13 protein-coding genes and 1 tRNA gene are annotated in these 16,400 nt (G+C 69.8%); 10 read left to right on the top strand and 4 right to left on the bottom strand.

Annotated elements, in window-relative coordinates; genetic code table 11:
- Positions 1-77 precede the first annotated feature (77 nt).
- The 5 genes from G5C51_RS30480 to clpX all read left to right on the top strand — a co-directional run bounded on the left by G5C51_RS30480 (position 78) and on the right by clpX (position 4,892).
- A tRNA-Pro gene (locus G5C51_RS30480) sits at positions 78-154 on the top strand.
- 229 nt (positions 155-383) lie between these two features.
- Positions 384-1,772: a trigger factor gene (gene tig, locus G5C51_RS30475; RefSeq protein WP_165241950.1), complete on the top strand. Its 1,389-nt coding sequence runs from the start codon at positions 384-386 to the stop codon at positions 1,770-1,772.
- Positions 1,773-2,070: 298 nt separating this feature from the next.
- A complete protein-coding gene (locus G5C51_RS30470) occupies positions 2,071-2,682 on the top strand; it encodes an ATP-dependent Clp protease proteolytic subunit (RefSeq protein ID WP_338118360.1) in 612 nt (203 codons plus the stop codon).
- Positions 2,683-2,750: 68 nt separating this feature from the next.
- Positions 2,751-3,434, top strand: a complete 684-nt coding sequence (locus tag G5C51_RS30465) for an ATP-dependent Clp protease proteolytic subunit (protein WP_165241948.1) — start codon at positions 2,751-2,753, stop codon at positions 3,432-3,434.
- Between the two features lie 171 nt (positions 3,435-3,605).
- Positions 3,606-4,892, top strand: coding sequence for an ATP-dependent Clp protease ATP-binding subunit ClpX (gene clpX / locus G5C51_RS30460; RefSeq protein ID WP_165241946.1), 1,287 nt, complete (start codon positions 3,606-3,608; stop codon positions 4,890-4,892).
- Between the two features lie 58 nt (positions 4,893-4,950).
- Here clpX and G5C51_RS30455 read toward each other — a convergent pair whose 3' ends face one another.
- Complete coding sequence (locus G5C51_RS30455) at positions 4,951-5,994, bottom strand: hypothetical protein (RefSeq protein WP_165241944.1); 1,044 nt, start codon at positions 5,992-5,994, stop codon at positions 4,951-4,953.
- 185 nt (positions 5,995-6,179) lie between these two features.
- On the opposite strand from G5C51_RS30455, the gene G5C51_RS30450 reads away from it, so the two are divergent.
- Positions 6,180-8,798 (top strand): valine--tRNA ligase, encoded by a 2,619-nt coding sequence (locus tag G5C51_RS30450; RefSeq protein ID WP_165241942.1) that lies wholly within the window; start codon positions 6,180-6,182, stop codon positions 8,796-8,798.
- A 562-nt stretch (positions 8,799-9,360) separates the two neighbouring features.
- Here G5C51_RS30450 and G5C51_RS30445 read toward each other — a convergent pair.
- The 3 genes from G5C51_RS30445 to G5C51_RS30435 form a co-directional block, all read right to left on the bottom strand.
- Positions 9,361-9,984, bottom strand: a complete 624-nt coding sequence (locus G5C51_RS30445; protein WP_165241940.1) for a hypothetical protein — start codon at positions 9,982-9,984, stop codon at positions 9,361-9,363.
- 88 nt (positions 9,985-10,072) lie between these two features.
- Positions 10,073-11,233, bottom strand: a complete 1,161-nt coding sequence (gene mreB / locus G5C51_RS30440) for a rod shape-determining protein (protein WP_165241938.1) — start codon at positions 11,231-11,233, stop codon at positions 10,073-10,075.
- A 98-nt stretch (positions 11,234-11,331) separates the two neighbouring features.
- Positions 11,332-12,369, bottom strand: coding sequence for a LacI family DNA-binding transcriptional regulator (locus G5C51_RS30435; RefSeq protein WP_165241936.1), 1,038 nt, complete (start codon positions 12,367-12,369; stop codon positions 11,332-11,334).
- A 90-nt stretch (positions 12,370-12,459) separates the two neighbouring features.
- Here G5C51_RS30435 and G5C51_RS44140 point away from each other — a divergent pair, with 90 nt between their 5' ends.
- From G5C51_RS44140 to ndk, 4 genes are read left to right on the top strand one after another with little or no spacing between them, the layout of a single operon-like run.
- Positions 12,460-13,974 carry a right-handed parallel beta-helix repeat-containing protein gene (locus G5C51_RS44140; protein ID WP_165241934.1) on the top strand — a complete coding sequence of 505 codons (1,515 nt, stop codon included), beginning with the start codon at positions 12,460-12,462 and terminating at the stop codon, positions 13,972-13,974.
- Between the two features lie 35 nt (positions 13,975-14,009).
- Complete coding sequence (gene folC / locus G5C51_RS30425) at positions 14,010-15,551, top strand: bifunctional tetrahydrofolate synthase/dihydrofolate synthase (RefSeq protein ID WP_165241932.1); 1,542 nt, start codon at positions 14,010-14,012, stop codon at positions 15,549-15,551.
- Between the two features lie 11 nt (positions 15,552-15,562).
- Entirely contained in the window at positions 15,563-15,928 is a 366-nt protein-coding gene (locus G5C51_RS30420) for a DUF4233 domain-containing protein (RefSeq protein WP_165241930.1), read from the top strand.
- Between the two features lie 47 nt (positions 15,929-15,975).
- Positions 15,976-16,389, top strand: a complete 414-nt coding sequence (gene ndk, locus G5C51_RS30415; RefSeq protein ID WP_165241928.1) for a nucleoside-diphosphate kinase — start codon at positions 15,976-15,978, stop codon at positions 16,387-16,389.
- Positions 16,390-16,400 lie beyond the last annotated feature (11 nt).

The raw sequence follows: 16,400 nt of genomic DNA, 5'->3' as shown, positions 1-16,400 counted from the left end.
CAGGGCGGGGGCCGCGACCTGCGGGGTATTCGGGCGATGCGGTGTGCTGGAGGCGTGTACTCTGCTGCTCGCACCAGCGGGGTGTGGCGCAGCTTGGTAGCGCGTCCGCTTTGGGAGCGGAAGGTCGTCGGTTCGAATCCGGCCACCCCGACCACTGATCAGCGAAGCCACCGGTAGCCGGCCGTAGCGGGCCGGTCGCATGAGGTTCCTCACGATGATCCCGTTTCGGGAGCGCTTCAGCCTGCCGGTACTATGCAAGCTGCGCTCTCGTGTGTGCCCGCGCGGCTCTCATGCGCGGCATGTGCGGCCCCTGGGACAAAGGGGCCGGACCAGGGCGCTCCCCATGCAGATCCCAAAGATGTCAGCCCCAAGGAGACCGTACCGTGAAGAGCGCCGTGGAGAACCTGAACCCGACCCGGGTTCGGCTCACTGTCGAGGTGCCCTTCGAGGAGCTCAAGCCCAGCCTCGACGCGGCGTACAAGAAGATCAACCAGCAGGTCACGGTGCCGGGCTTCCGGAAGGGCAAGATCCCGGCGCGCGTCATCGACCAGCGGTTCGGTCGCGGCGCCGTGCTCGAGGAGGCCGTCAATGACGCGCTTCCGAAGTTCTACACCGAGGCGGTCAACGAGGGTGACCTCAACCCGCTCGGCCAGCCCGAGGTCGACATCACCGACCTCAAGGACAACGAGACCCTGACCTTCACCGCCGAGGTGGACATCCGCCCGGCGATCGAGATCCCGGACTACTCCGGCATCGAGGTCGAGGTCGACCCCATCGAGGTCAGCGACGAGGACGTCGACAAGGCCGTGGAGCAGCTGCGCGAGCGCTTCGCCTCCACGTCCCCCGTCGAGCGTGCCGCCGCCGAGGGTGACGTCGTCACCGTCGACCTCGAGGCCAAGGTCGACGGCGAGGTCCTCGAGGACGGCGTCGCCCAGGGCGTCTCGTACACCATCGGCTCCGGCGAGCTGCTCGACGGCATCGACGACGCCGTTACGGGCCTCGAGGCCGGTGGCGAGGCCACCTTCACCTCCGAGCTCAAGGGCGGCACCGCGGCGGGCAAGGAGGCCGAGGTCACCGTCAAGGTCACCCAGGTCGCCCAGCGCGAGCTGCCGGAGCTGGACGACGACTTCGCCCAGCTGGCCAGCGAGTTCGACACCCTCGAGGAGATGCGCGCGGACAGCCGCAAGCGCCTCGAGCAGACCAAGAAGTACGACCAGGCGACGCAGGCTCAGGAGAAGGTCCTCGACGAGCTCATCGGGCTCATCGAGATCCCCGTTCCCGAGAAGCTCCTCGCGGACGAGATCCAGACCCGTAAGCACAACCTCGAGCACCACCAGCTCGGGCAGATGGGCCTGGACCTCGCCGGCTACCTGAAGATGCAGGGCAAGTCGGAGGAGGAGTTCGAGAAGGAGACCGAGGAGCAGGCGACCAAGGGCATCAAGACCCAGTTCGTGCTCGACGAGCTCGTCAACAAGGAGCAGGTGAACGTCGGCCAGGAGGAGCTCACCGAGCACCTCATGCGCCGTGCCGCCGGCTCCGGGATGTCGCCGGACCAGTTCGCGCAGGCGGTCGTCGAGGGCGGCCAGGTGCCGATGCTCGTGGGCGAGGTCGCGCGCGGCAAGGCGCTGGCGATCGTGGTCGAGGCCGCGACGGTCAAGGACACGAACGGCGAGGTCGTGGACCTCGACGACGAGGACGAGACCGCCGAGACGGTGTCCGCTGACGCGGACGAGGTGACCGAGGACAAGGCCGCGGAGAAGACTGAGGCCTGAGTCTCAGCCGCAGTCGAAGGGGGCCCTGCCGCGCCGGTGTGCGTGGCGGGGCCCGCTTGCGTCTGCGAGTGGCCCTGGGGGCTCCGCCCCCAGACCCCCTATCGGCGCTGGCGCGCCTCGTCCTCAAACGCCGGACGGGCTTGAAATGCGGGTCGGCCCCCCGCCAGGGGCCTGCGCTCACAGCGAACAGTTCTGGAACCGGGATGGCACCCATCGACCAGCGCGTTAGGGTCCATAGCAAGTTAGAGAGAACCAGTAGGCGGCCCAGGGCCGCCGGACTACGCGAGCAGGTGGACACGTGACGAACCCGATGCTTTCCGCCCCGGGCGAGATGGCCGGCGGCCTCGGCGACCAGGTCTACAACAGGCTGCTCAACGAGCGGATCATTTTCCTCGGGCAGCCGGTCGACGACGACATCGCCAACAAGATCACGGCGCAGCTGCTCCTCCTTGCCGCCGACCCGGACAAGGACATCAACCTTTACATCAACAGCCCGGGCGGCTCGGTGACCGCCGGCATGGCGATCTACGACACCATGCAGTTCATCAAGAACGACGTGGTCACCATCGCCATGGGCCTCGCCGCGTCGATGGGGCAGTTCCTGCTCAGCGCCGGCACCCCGGGCAAGCGGTACGCGCTGCCGAACGCCGAGATCCTGATTCACCAGCCCTCGGCCGGCCTGGCGGGCTCCGCCTCGGACATCAAGATCCACGCCGAGCAGCTGATCCGTACCAAGAAGCGCCTGGGCCAGCTCTCCGCGCAGCACACCGGCCAGACCCTCGAGCAGTGGACCCACGACGCGGACCGCGACCGCTGGTTCAACGCCGAGGAGGCCAAGGAATACGGCCTGATCGACGAGGTCATCGCCTCTGCCGGCTTGATCCCGGGCGGTGGCGGCACCGGGGCCTGAGACACAGCGCCCGCGAGCCCCGACCGGACCGCCTACCAGCCCACTCCACCGCAGGACGGAACACCACGATGCAGAACTTCCCCGGCAGCGGCCTCTACGACCGCACGCAGGCCGAGGGCGCCGGTGAGCTCGGCGCCGAGTCCCGTTACGTCATCCCGCGCTTCGTCGAGCGCACCTCGCAGGGCGTGCGCGAGTACGACCCGTACGCGAAGCTCTTCGAGGAGCGGGTGATCTTCCTCGGCGTGCAGATCGACGACGCGTCCGCCAACGACGTCATGGCGCAGCTGCTGTGCCTGGAGTCGATGGACCCGGACCGCGACATCTCGGTCTACATCAACTCGCCCGGTGGTTCCTTCACGGCCCTCACGGCGATCTACGACACCATGCAGTTCGTGAAGCCGGACATCCAGACGGTGTGCATGGGGCAGGCCGCCTCGGCCGCCGCCGTCCTGCTCGCCGCCGGTACGCCGGGCAAGCGGATGGCGCTGCCGAACGCCCGCATCCTGATCCACCAGCCGTACAGCGAGACCGGCCGCGGCCAGGTCTCCGACCTGGAGATCGCCGCGCAGGAGATCCTCCGGATGCGGTCCCAGCTGGAGGAGATGCTGGCCAAGCACTCCAGCACCCCGATCGAGAAGATCCGCGACGACATCGAGCGCGACAAGATCCTCACGGCCGAGGACGCCCTCCAGTACGGTCTGGTCGACCAGATCGTGTCCACCCGCAAGATGTCCACGTCGATGGGCGGCTGACAGCCGACGACAGCGGCGTATTGTCGCCCCCCGGCCCCCCTGTGACGGCCACCTCCAAGTGAGTTGAGCGCAAGGGGGGCCGTTCGGGGGGTCCGGCAAGGTACCGTCGATAGGCAACCAGGTTCCGCCCGGCAAGCAAGCGCGGATCCCATGGCGAAGGGGAAGCACCTCGTGGCACGCATCGGTGACGGCGGCGACCTGCTGAAATGCTCGTTCTGCGGCAAGAGCCAGAAGCAGGTGAAGAAGCTCATCGCAGGTCCCGGCGTGTATATCTGCGATGAGTGCATCGACCTCTGCAACGAGATCATCGAGGAGGAGCTCGCCGAGACCTCCGAAGTGCGCTGGGACGAGCTGCCCAAGCCGCGCGAGATCTACGAGTTCCTCGAGAACTACGTTGTGGGCCAGGACGCGGCGAAGAAGTCGCTCTCCGTGGCGGTCTACAACCACTACAAGCGCGTCCAGGCCGGCGAGAACGGCTCGCAGAAGGGCGAGGACGGCATCGAGCTGGCCAAGTCCAACATTCTGCTGCTGGGGCCGACAGGGTCGGGTAAGACGCTGCTGGCGCAGACCCTCGCCCGGATGCTGAACGTCCCCTTCGCGATCGCCGACGCCACGGCGCTGACCGAGGCCGGCTATGTCGGCGAGGACGTCGAGAACATCCTGCTGAAGCTGATCCAGGCCGCCGACTACGACGTCAAGAAGGCCGAGACCGGCATCATCTACATCGACGAGATCGACAAGGTCGCCCGTAAGAGCGAAAACCCGTCGATCACGCGCGACGTCTCCGGCGAGGGCGTGCAGCAGGCGCTGCTGAAGATCCTCGAGGGGACCACGGCGTCGGTGCCGCCGCAGGGCGGACGGAAGCACCCGCATCAGGAGTTCATCCAGATCGACACCACGAATGTGCTGTTCATCGTGGGCGGCGCCTTCGCCGGTCTGGAGAAGATCATCGAGTCGCGGGCGGGTGCCAAGGGCATCGGCTTCGGGGCCACGATCCGCTCCAAGCGGGAGCTCGAGGCCAGCGATCAGTTCCAGGAGGTCATGCCGGAGGACCTGGTGAAGTTCGGGATGATCCCGGAGTTCATCGGCCGCCTCCCGGTGATCACTTCCGTGCACAACCTCGACCGCGAGGCGCTGCTGCAGATCCTCATCGAGCCGAAGAACGCGCTGGTCAAGCAGTACCAGCGGCTCTTCGAACTCGACGGTGTGGAGCTGGAGTTCGACACCCCGGCGCTGGAGGCCATCGCCGACCAGGCGATCCTGCGCGGCACCGGTGCCCGCGGACTGCGCGCCATCATCGAAGAGGTGCTGATGTCGGCGATGTACGAGGTGCCGTCCCGCAAGGACGTGGCCCGGGTCCTCATCACCGAGGACGTCGTGCACTCGAATGTGAACCCGACCCTGGTGCCGCGTTCCCGCTCCGCGGAGTCCGGCCAGCGCCACGAGAAGAGCGCATAGCAGCACGTACGCGAAAGGGCCGCCCCCGAGGGGCGGCCCTTTCCGTGTGTCCCGAGGCTTACTTGATCTCGACCCTGGTGTCCTTACGGACCTGCGCCGTCGTCGACGCCGCGTCCTCCAGGCTCGGGCCCGCGCCCGTGAGCACCGCGGTCGGGTCCGTGATCTGCACCAGCGCCATCGTGCTGTGGTCGGCCCACAGGCAGTTCGGCACCGTGGCGCTCTTGCCCTTCAGCTCGCCCGACAGGATCGTGACCTTGATGTCCTGGCACTTCATCTTGGCGCCCTGGTCGAGGCCCGCCGGGTTCATGTCCTCGGGGCTGCCGACCAGCTCGGTCTTCGTCCGCCCGGTCGAGTCGGTGTCCTCCGTCATGCCCTCGGCCATCTTCTCGAAGGCCTTGTCCAGGAGCGCCTCGGGGTCCTTGAACTCCCCGTAGGCACCGGCGAAGTTCAGCTGCTTCGCGGTCTCCTGGGTGCCCGACTTGTAGCCGGCGGAGACGTCGTCGTCGATGGTCGCGCCGAGCTTCTGCAGCTCCGCCTTCTCGGACGAGCTGAAGCCGGTGGTCGGGGTACTGGCCGGGTCCTTGGTGTACTGACCGGCCACCGTCTCCGGGGTGGTGAGCTTGTACTTCTTGGTGGGGACCTTGGGCTTGTCCTTGCCGCCGTCCGCGGAGTTCCCCTTGCCCTTCTTCTTGCCGCCGTCGTCGTCACCGCCGAGCAGCGCGTAGCCGCCGAAACCTATCGCCGCGACCGCGACCACCGCGGCCACGATGATGGCGATCGTCTTGCCGCTGTTGCCACCGCCCTGGGGCGGCGCCGGGGGCTGGCCGTAGGGCGGCTGCTGCTGGCCGTAGGCCTGCTGCTGGTCGTAGCCGGGCTGGGGCTGCTGACCGTACGGATTCGGGGCCTGCGGCGGCTGCTGCTGCCCGTAGCCCTGCTGGCCGCCCTGCTGCGGGTAGCCGTAGCCGGGCTGGCCGGCGGGCTGGCCGTACGGGTTCGGGTCCGGCTGCTGCTGAGGCTGGCCGTAGGGACCGGGCTGGCCGTACGGACCTGGCTGACCGCCGCCGTACGGGCCGGGTTGCTGTGGCGGCTGGTTGTAGCTCATGTTGCGGTCCCCTCCGTGTGTGACTACTGGCGCACATACTGTCGAACCTCAGCCGCGCATGCTCGCCCGCCCTCGGAATTCGTCCGCTTCGCCCCGCAATTCCTCACCGAATCTCCCCGAGCGCCGGTCCCGCCCACCCGGCGTCCGGGCAAATCCAGCCCCCGCGCCCCCGTAGACTGAGCGTCGTGACCGACGTGACTAATCCCCAGAGCAGCGCAGCAGAACTTCCCACGCAGTACACCCCGGCGGAGGTAGAGGCTCCGCTGTACGAGCGCTGGGTAGAGCGCGGTTACTTCAAGGCGGACGAGAAGAGCGGCAAGGAGCCGTACACCGTCGTCATCCCGCCGCCGAACGTCACCGGCAGCCTGCACCTCGGCCATGCCTTCGAGCACACGCTGATCGACGCCCTCACCCGGCGCAAGCGGATGCAGGGCTACGAGACGCTCTGGCAGCCCGGCATGGACCACGCCGGCATCGCCACCCAGAACGTCGTCGAGCGCGAGCTCGCCAAGGAGGGCAAGTCCCGGCACGACCTCGGCCGGGAGGCGTTCATCGAGCGCGTCTGGCAGTGGAAGGCCGAGTCCGGCGGCAAGATCTCCGGCCAGATGCGCCGCCTCGGCGACGGCGTCGACTGGGACCGCGAGCGCTTCACGATGGACCAGGGCTGCTCCGACGCCGTCCAGACCATCTTCAAGCGGCTCTACGACGATGAGTTGATCTATCGCGCCGAGCGCATCATCAACTGGTGCCCGCGCTGCCTGACCGCCATCTCCGACATCGAGGTGGAGTACCAGGAGGACGACGGCGAGCTCGTCTCCATCCGCTACGGGGACGGCGACGCGTCCATCGTCGTGGCCACCACCCGCGCCGAGACCATGCTCGGCGACACCGCCGTGGCCGTGCACCCCGACGACGAGCGCTACGCACACCTCGTCGGCACCGAGATCGAGCTGCCGCTCACCGGGCGCCGGATCCCGATCGTCGCCGACGAGCACGTGGACCCGGAGTTCGGCTCCGGCGCGGTCAAGGTGACCCCGGCGCACGACCCGAACGACTTCGAGATCGGCCGCCGCCACAACCTCGAGAACCTCAACGTCCTCGACGAGCACGGTGTGATCACCGCGCACGGCCCGTTCCTCGGCCAGGACCGCTTCGAGGCCCGTAGCGCCATCGTCGCCGCGCTGCGCGCCGAGGGCCGGATCGTCGCCGAGAAGCGCCCGTACGTGCACTCCGTCGGCCACTGCTCGCGCTGCAAGACCACCGTCGAGCCGCGGCTGTCGATGCAGTGGTGGGTCAAGGTCGGTCCGCTCGCCAAGGCCGCCGGGGACGCCGTCCGCGACGGCCGGGTGAAGGTGCACCCGAAGGAGATGGAGTCCCGCTACTTCGGCTGGATCGACAACCTCAACGACTGGTGCATCTCCCGGCAGCTGTGGTGGGGCCACCGGATCCCGGTGTGGCACGGCCCGAACGGCGAGATCGTCTGCGTCGGCCCGGACGAGGAGCCGCCGAGCGGCGACGGCTGGACCCAGGACACCGACGTGCTCGACACGTGGTTCTCGTCCGGCCTGTGGCCGTTCTCGACGATGGGCTGGCCGGAGGAGACGGACAGCCTGGCGAAGTTCTATCCGAACTCCGTCCTGGTCACCGGCTACGACATCCTCTTCTTCTGGGTCGCCCGGATGATGATGTTCGGCCTGTACGCGATGGACGGCCAGGAGCCGTTCCACACGATCGCGCTGCACGGCATGGTGCGCGACCAGTTCGGCAAGAAGATGTCGAAGTCCTTCGGCAATGCCGTGGACCCGCTGGACTGGATGGACAAGTACGGCTCCGACGCCGTCCGCTTCACCCTCGCCCGCGGCGCCAACCCCGGCGTGGACGTGCCGATCGGCGAGGACTGGGTCCAGGGGTCCCGTAACTTCGCCAACAAGGTCTGGAACGCCACCCGCTTCGCGCTGATGAACGGCGCGACGGTGGAGGGGCCGCTGCCGCCCGTCGAGCAGCTCTCCTCGACCGACCGCTGGATCCTCTCCCGGCTGAACGCGGTCGTGGCCGAGGTCGACGCGTACTACGAGGACTACCAGTTCGCGAAGCTCTCCGACGCGCTCTTCCACTTCGCGTGGGACGAGGTCTTCGACTGGTACGTGGAGTTGTCCAAGACCACCTTCGCCGAGGGCGGCCCGGCGGCCGACGCCTCGCGCCGCGTCCTGGGCGAGGTCCTGGACGTGATGCTGCGGCTGCTGCACCCGGTCGTCCCGTTCGTGACCGAGTCCCTGTGGACCACGCTCACGGGCGGCGAGTCGGTCGTCATCGCCGACTGGCCGACCGACTCCGGCTTCCGGGACGCGGCCGCCGAGGCGGAGATCGCCAAGCTGCAGCAGGTCATCACCGAGGTCCGCCGCTTCCGCTCGGATCAGGGCCTGCAGCCGGGCCAGCGGGTGCCGGCCCGGATCGACTTCGGCGATACGGGACTTGACGCCCACGACGCGGCGGCGCGCCAGCTGCTGCGGCTGCAGCCCGAGGGCGCCGGCTTCAGCGAGACGGCGTCGCTCCCGGTCTCCGGCGCGAAGATCTCCCTCGACCTCTCCGGCGCGATCGACTTCGCCGCCGAGCGCAAGCGGCTGACGAAGGACCTGGCGGCCGCCGAGAAGGAGAAGAAGCAGTCGGAGGCCAAGCTCGGCAACGAGGCCTTCCTCGCCAAGGCCCCGGACAACGTGGTCGAGAAGATCCGCACCCGGCTGTCCACGGCGGATGCGGACATCGCCCGTATCCAGACGCAGCTCGATTCGTTGCCCAAGGCGTAAGCAGGCAGAGGCGCGCTGCCGGGCGGGGACTTAGACGGTTGTCTCGATTGGTGCTCGCTCGTTGTCCCGGCAATGGGGATGGTCGAGCGGCTGGTGGGCGGCAGCTGACGGCAGCTGCCGCCGGCCTTCGAGGCCTCCTGGCAGACGGTGCACCGGCGTATCACGTCGAGCGCACGGTGTCTTGGCCTAACGGCTGCCTCCGTCCGCACCGCCGCTACGAGCGCAAGGCCGAGCTCTTCCTGGCCTTTGTCGGCATCGCGAGCGCTCTCACGTGCTGCCGCAGAGCCACCAGTCCGTTCGCCCAGCGCCGAAGCGTCTGCCCTTCCTGTAACCACTGCGGTGGTGATTCGCTGCGGACATGAGTGCCGATAACTCGCATCGTGGAGCTGGGCGAGCACGGCCAGCGGCCCTCACGGCAGGGCGCCGCTCGGCTCACGGACAACGTCTGGCACGTCTACACGCTCGCTCTCGACCGCGATACCGCTTCAGGCTGGACCTACGACTATGCCGGAACCGATGCCCGCGACCCAGTCCGGTAGATCACCAAGCCAATCAAGACGCTTTACCCGCTCGGCAGCGTGAACGCCACCAGCAGGAACTCGCCGAGCAGCAGCAGCGTGCAGGCGAGGAAGGCCTTCCGCCGGGTTATGCCCTGCACCCGGTGCACGTGGTCCGTGCACTGCCAGGCCAGCCAGCCCCAGCAGAGCGCGCGCGGTATCTCCAGCCAGCCGGACCCGGCGGGTGCGGCGTACGCGACGGCGTAGACCGGCAGGGCGGCGAGCGGCGCCACGCTCCACAGCACGGCGAGGGTCGCCCGCGCGGACCCCGTCCCGCCGAAGGCGACGCGGGCCGTCCAGGCCGCCGTGAGCCCCATCGCGACCCGCGCGAGCAGCAGCGCGACCGCCGTACCGGCGAACCACACGGCTCCCTCACGCAGCGGCGTGCGCCCCTCGGAGATCATCCGCGCCTGCCCGGTATGCGCTGCGGCCAGCGCCACTTGCGCCCCGAGCGCACCGGCCATGACCAGCCCCCGCCGCACCCGCCCGGCCCGGTCGGCCAGCCACGGGCCGAGATCCAGCCGGCGCACGTAACGCCATATCGCCCGCGGCACGGGCCCGGGCCGCATCGGCCGCCTCGTCCGCTCCTTCGCCGCCCGGCGGGCGGCTGGAGCGGGGGCGGTACGCATGACCTCAGCCTACGGGGCGGCGCTGACACACGATCAAGGAATACGGGACTCCGCCTGTCCCGCACCGGGCGGCACTCGCAGCGAACCCTCAGGCCGCGCCCGCGAGCAGCAGCTTCCGCGAACCCCCCGTGTCCAGCACGGACTTCAGCCGCTCGAAGTCCTCCACGCACTGCCCGGTGCCCTGCACCACGCAGTTCAGCGGATCGTCCGCCACCGTCACCGGAATCCCCAGCTCCTGCCGCAGCCGCTGATCGAGCCCGCGCAGCAGCGCGCCGCCGCCGGTCAGCACCAGCCCCCGGTCGACGATGTCGCCCGCCAGCTCCGGCGGGCAGTCGTCGAAGGTCTCCCGGACCGCCGCGATGATCGACTCGACCGGCTCGGCCAGCGCGTGCCGGATCTGCTCCTCGGACAGCTCCAGCGTCCGCGGCAGCCCGGTCGCCAGCTCGCGGCCGCGGACCACGCACTTGTCCGGGGCCCGCAGCCCCGCCGTCTCCTCGGGGTCGCCGGCCGCCGCCTCGCGCAGCTCCGGGTCCTTGGCCAGCTGGTCCATCAGCGCGCCGAGTCCGGCAGGGGAGAGGATCCCGGGCGAGGCCGAGCCGATGGACATCTTCAGCTCCTCGGCGGAGCGTTCGCCGAGCGCCAGGCCCATCTCCTTGTGGACGTACGCGGCGATGGCGGTGTCCATCGCGTCGCCCGCGACCCGTACCGAACGGGCGGAGACGATGCCGCCGAGCGAGATCACGGCGACCTCCGTCGTGCCGCCGCCGACGTCCACGACCATGCAGCCGGTCGGCTCCGCCACCGGCAGCCCGGCACCGATCGCGGCGGCGAGCGGCTCCTCGATGAGGTGCACCTGCTGCGCGCCCGCGCGGCCCGCGGCCTCGATCACGGCGCGGCGCTCGACGCCCGTGATGCCGGAGGGGACGCAGATGACGACGCGCGGGCCGCGGCGGAAGAAGCGGCTGCCGACGACCTTCTTGATGAAGTGCCGCAGCATCCGCTCGGCGATCTCGAAGTCCGCGATCACGCCGTCGCGCAGCGGGCGGACGGCGGTGATGCCGGAGGGGGTGCGGCCGATGGTCTTCTTCGCGTCGGCGCCGACGACCATGACCTCGCCGGTATGGGAGTTGACGGCCGCGACCGAGGGCTCGTTGAGCACCACGCCCTTGCCCTGGACGTAGACCAGGGTGTTCGCCGTCCCCAGGTCTATGCCGAGGTCCCGACCGCTGTACGACGTCTGCTTGCTCATCGTGGCTCCCGCCCTTTGCCTACCCGAACCGCCAAGTATGGCAAATGGGACGGACAAGGTCGTAAGCGGCCTCTTATGTGCTATGTCGTGTACGCGACTTAAACCCCGCAGGACTCCCGGACCCGCAGCTCCGGCAGCAGTTCGATGTGTGTCCCGGGATCGGGCGCGGCGCCCATGCGGCGCAGCGCCAGCCGCACCGCCGCCTCGCCGACGGCGCGCTTGGGCGGGGCCACGGCGGTCAGCGGGGTGTCCGCGAGGGCGGCCATCTCGTCGTCGTACGCGATGAGCGCGAGGTCGTCGGGGACGCGCACGCCGTGCGTGTGCAGCCGCTGCACCAGGGCGATGGCGTCGATGTCGTTGTGCACCAGCACCGCCCGCGTCTCGCCGGCCGCCACTGCCGCCGCCAACTGGCCGGCCGCCCGCTCCAGTTCGCCGGGCCCGCCCGCGAGCGGCTCCTGGGCGGGGAGGTCCAGTGCCAGGGCCGCCGCCGCGAAGCCCTGCCGGACCGCCGTCGCGGTCGGGCTGTCCGCGCGGGCGACCAGGCGGATGCGGTCGTGGCCGAGGGCGGCGAGGTGGCGTACGGCGAGGAAGCAGCCGTGGGTGTGGTCGGAGCTGACCCGGTCCAGCTCCGCGGCGGGGGTGCCGGGGGCGGCGCGGCGCTCGACCAGGACGGCGGGGGTGGCCAGCCGGCTCAGCTGGTCGGACTCGGTGTCGGTGGGGAAGCCGTCCGGCCAGCTCGGGCTCAGCAGGAGCGCGTCGGCCCCGGATTCGGTGAGGCGGTCGAGCTGGGTCCTGTCCTCCTCGGGCCGGTAGCCGGAGATGCCGAGGACGAGGCGGGCGCCGGCCTCGGCCGCCGCCGCGCGGGCGCCGCGGATGATGTCGGCGAAGTAGTACGCGGCGTCCGGGACGAGCATCCCGAGCACCGCGGTCGCCGGGCGCTCGGGGGCGGCGCCGGCCGCGCGCACCGCGCCGTGCGAGCGGTGCAGCAGGCCCTGCTGGGCGAGCGCCTCGACGTCGCGGCGGACGGTCACGGGGGAGACGTTCAGCCGCGCGGCCAGGTCGGCGAGGCGGATGGCTTCCTGGCCCCGCACCACTTCGAGGATCTGCTGACGGCGCTCGGCCGCGGGCGTACGCATGGCGCACACCCTAGACCAGCTCCTGATCGATTGACCGAACGATCCGAGAACCCTTGACGTACGATCAGTCGCTCCCTAGCGTCCGGGGCCGTGATCCGACTCCGAGCTCTTCTTGGCATGGCCCTGGCGGCAGCAGCAGCCCTCGCCGTCCCCGGCCCGTCCGCCGCGGCGAAGCCCGCCGCGTCCACCTACTACGTCGACTGCTCGGCCGCTGCGGGCGGCGACGGCAGCAGCGCGTCCCCCTGGAACTCCCTCGCTGCCGCCAACGCCCGCGCGTACGGCCCCGGCGACCGCCTGCTCCTCAAGCGCGGCACCACCTGCACAGGGCAGCTCAAGCCCAAGGGATCCGGCAGCGCGGCCGCGCCGGTCCAGGTCGGCGCGTACGGGAGCGGCACCGCCCGCCCGGTGATCGCGGGGGAGGGCCAGGTCTACGCGCCCGTGCACCTCTACAACGTCCAGTACTGGGAGGTCAGGGACCTGGAGGTGACCAACACCGCCGCCACCCCGGCCGAGCGCAACGGCGTCCTCGCCGAGCTGGAGGACTTCGGTACCGGACACCACATCGTGCTGCAGAACCTCTACGTCCACCACGTCTCCGGCGACGACAACAAGCGGTCCAACGGCATCCAGTTCCGGGTCAGCGGCACGCAGAAGCCGACCCGGTTCGACGGCGCGTACGCCCTGGACAACGAGATCTACAAGGTCGACCGGGAGGGCCTCACCAACGTCTCCACGTGGATGTGCCGCCCCGAATACGGCACCGGCGACGGCTGTTCAGGCAAGAACAACTGGCTGCCGTCGCTGAACGTCGTCTTCCGCGGCAACGAGATCCACGACACCGGCGGCGACGGCATCGTGCTGCGCGCCTCCGACCGCGGGCTGGTCGAGCACAACGAGGCGTACGACATCTGGATGCGCTCCAAGGGCAACAACGCCGGGATCTGGACGATCAACAGCGACAACCCGGTGATCCAGTTCAACGAGGTGCACCACGTCCGCTTCCCGGCGCTCAACGACGGGATGGCCTTCGACGCCGACTTCGGCGTGAAGAACGCCCTCTTCCAGTACAACTACAGCCACGACAACGAGGGCGGCTTCATGCTGCTGTGCGGCGGCTGCGGGGCCGGCTCGCAGTCGACCGGGACCGTCGTCCGCTACAACACGAGCGTCAACGACGGCGCGAAGCTGCTGCTGGCCGCGGGCGAGAAGAACGCCCACTTCTACAACAACACCTTCTACCTGCCGGAAGGCTCGACCACCGACTTCATCCACCAGGACCAGAGCACCACGGTGAAGTGGACGAACAACCTCTTCGCGAACCACGGGAGCGGCGGCTTCGACTACACCGCGGGCGACCACACCTGGTCGCACAACCTCTTCCACGGCAACCACCCGGCGAACGAACCGACCGATCCAGCCAAGATCACCGGCGATCCGCTGCTGGCGGACCCGGGCGCCGGGGACGTACACCTCGGCACCGGATCAGCGGCGCGGAAGGCGGGCACGGCGGTCCCGGACAACGGCGCCCGCGACTACTACGGCAACCCACTCCCGTCCGGCTGCGCCCCCGACATCGGCGCCCACCAGGCCACCGGAGGCTGCTGACGCACCGGGGCGCGCACTCCTCCTACACTGGCCCCGTGAGCGCGCGCCCCGATTCCGCAGGTCCTGACCCCGACGATCCCACTCCTTCCGACGACGCCCTCGACCAGTTCGAGGAGATCGTCGGCGAGGAGACCAACCGCGACCCCGACCTCGCCGTCATCGAGGCAGGCAGCCGTACCCTGCGCGCCCAGGCGGGCACGCCGCGGGGGGACGGCATTCCGGCCCGGCCCAGCGACCCCGAGGTCGACCGCGAGCTGCGCGAGGTCGAGACCGAGCTGCAGCAGCGGTGGCCGGAAACGAAGATCGATCCAACGCTGGCGCGGATCGAGATGCTGATGGACATCCTGGGCGAGCCGCAGCGCTCGTACCCCTCCATCCACATCACCGGCACGAACGGCAAGACCTCCACCGCCCGCATGATCGAGGCGCTGCTGCTCGGCTGCGACCTGCGCACCGGGCGCTACACCAGCCCGCACCTGCAGTCGATCACCGAGCGCATCGTCCTGGACGGGGAGCCCATCGCGCCGGAGAAGTTCATCGAGTCGTACCGCGACATCAAGCCGTACGCGGAGATGACCGACGCCCGGCAGGAGAACCCGCTCTCCTTCTTCGAGCTGATGACCGGCATGGCCTACGCGGCCTTCGCGGACGCGCCCGTCGACGTCGCCGTGATCGAGGTCGGCATGGGCGGCAGCTGGGATACGACCAACGTCATCGACGCGCCGGTCGCCGTGATCACGCCGATCGACCTCGACCACACGGCGGTGCTGGGCGAGACCCCCGGGGAGATCGCCGCCGACAAGGCCGGGATCGTCAAGAAGGACGCCACGGTTGTGCTGGCGCAGCAGCCGGTGGAAGCCGCGCAGGTGGTGCTCAAGAAGGCCGTCGAGGTGGACGCGACGGTGGCCCGCGAGGGCATGGAGTTCGGCGTCGTCTCCCGCGAGATCGCGGTCGGCGGGCAGCTGGTGACGCTACGGGGCCTGGGCGGCGAGTACGACAACATCTTCCTGCCGGTGCACGGCGAGCACCAGGCGCACAACGCGGCGGTGGCGCTGGCCGCGGTGGAGGCGTTCTTCGGCGTCGGCTCGGTGCACTCCCGCACCCTCGATGTGGACACCGTCCGGCAGGCCTTCGCCTCGGTGGTCTCGCCCGGCCGGCTCGAAGTGATGCGCCGCAGCCCGACCGTGGTGCTGGACGCCGCGCACAACCCCGCGGGCGCGCGGGCGGCCGCCGCAGGGATCTCGGAGGCGTTCGATTTCAGCCGCCTCATCGGGGTCGTGGGCGCGACGGTCGGCAAGGACGTACGCGGGCTGCTGGAGGCCTTCGAGCCGGTCTTCGCCGAGATCGTGGTGACCCGCAACGCCAGCGAGCGCGCCATGGACGTCGACGAGCTCGCGGCGGTCGCGGTCGAGGTCTTCGGCGACGAGCGGGTGGTCGTGGAGCCGCGGCTCGACGACGCGCTGGAGGCCGCCATTACGCTGGCCGAGGAAGAGGCCGAGTATGCCGGGGCCGGCGTGCTGGTGACGGGGTCCGTCATCACCGTGGGCGAGGCCCGGCTGCTGCTGGGCAAGGAATAGGGGTTACGGCGATGCGGACGCTGTGTGCGAGCACGCTGATCGGTGAGTTCTTCATCATCGGCTTCGCCGGTCTGGTGGCGATGCAGCTCAGCGAGCTGTCGGCGGGCGCGGTGTGGGCCGTCTTCGGTACGGCGATGGTGCTCAGCGTGCTGCTGTGCGGGATGCTGTCGCGGCCCGGGGCGGTGCAGCTGGGCTGGGCGCTGCAGATCGGGCTGATTCTGAGCGGATTCGTGGTGCCGCTGATGTTCTTCCTCGGGGCCTGCTTCGCCGGGCTGTGGTGGGCGTCGGTGCATTTCGGCCGCAAAGTCGACGAGATCAAGGCGGCCCGGGCGGCGGCCGACGAGGGCCCGGGCTCGGCGGCTCCGGCCGCCGGGTAATGTCTGCGGCACCGTCCCGTACGCAAAGCATTACAAGGAGCCGATCCGTGAGCCAGCGCAGCCTCGTCCTTCTGAAGCCCGACGCCGTCCGCCGCGGCCTGATCGGGGAGATCGTCGGCCGCATCGAGCGGAAGGCCGGCTGGCAGATCGCCGCGATGGAGCTGCGCACCCTGGACCGCTCCGTGCTGGAGCAGCACTACGGCGAGCACGTCGGCAAGCCGTTCTACGAGCCGCTGGTGGAGTTCATGGCGTCCGGCCCGGTGGTGGCGCTGGTGGTGGAGGGCGAGCGCGTGATCGAGGGCCTGAGGACCCTGGCGGGCCCGACGGACCCGATCGCGGCGGCACCGGGCTCCATCCGGGGCGACTTCGGCTCGATCGTCCGCGAGAACCTGATCCACGCGAGCGACTCCGAGGAGTCGGCAGAGCGCGAACTGAAGCTCTTCTTCCCCGGTCTGGCGTAATTTTCCCTCCC

This window comes from Streptomyces coryli (assembly GCF_011044975.1).
Classification (GTDB): domain Bacteria; phylum Actinomycetota; class Actinomycetes; order Streptomycetales; family Streptomycetaceae; genus Streptomyces; species Streptomyces coryli.
Note: the sequence above shows the minus strand (reverse complement) of the source record. Positions and strands in the feature narration are given on the sequence as shown.

Bases quoted from the DNA above. Each gene is read 5' to 3' on its own strand.
- G5C51_RS30465 (WP_165241948.1), top strand. From the start codon at position 2,751: ATGCAGAACTTCCCCGGCAGCGGCCTCTACGACCGCACGCAGGCCGAG.
- G5C51_RS30455 (WP_165241944.1), bottom strand. From the start codon at position 5,994: ATGAGCTACAACCAGCCGCCACAGCAACCCGGCCCGTACGGCGGCGGT.
- G5C51_RS30445 (WP_165241940.1), bottom strand. From the start codon at position 9,984: ATGCGTACCGCCCCCGCTCCAGCCGCCCGCCGGGCGGCGAAGGAGCGG.
- mreB (WP_165241938.1), bottom strand. From the start codon at position 11,233: ATGAGCAAGCAGACGTCGTACAGCGGTCGGGACCTCGGCATAGACCTG.
- G5C51_RS30435 (WP_165241936.1), bottom strand. From the start codon at position 12,369: ATGCGTACGCCCGCGGCCGAGCGCCGTCAGCAGATCCTCGAAGTGGTG.
- G5C51_RS30420 (WP_165241930.1), top strand. From the start codon at position 15,563: ATGCGGACGCTGTGTGCGAGCACGCTGATCGGTGAGTTCTTCATCATC.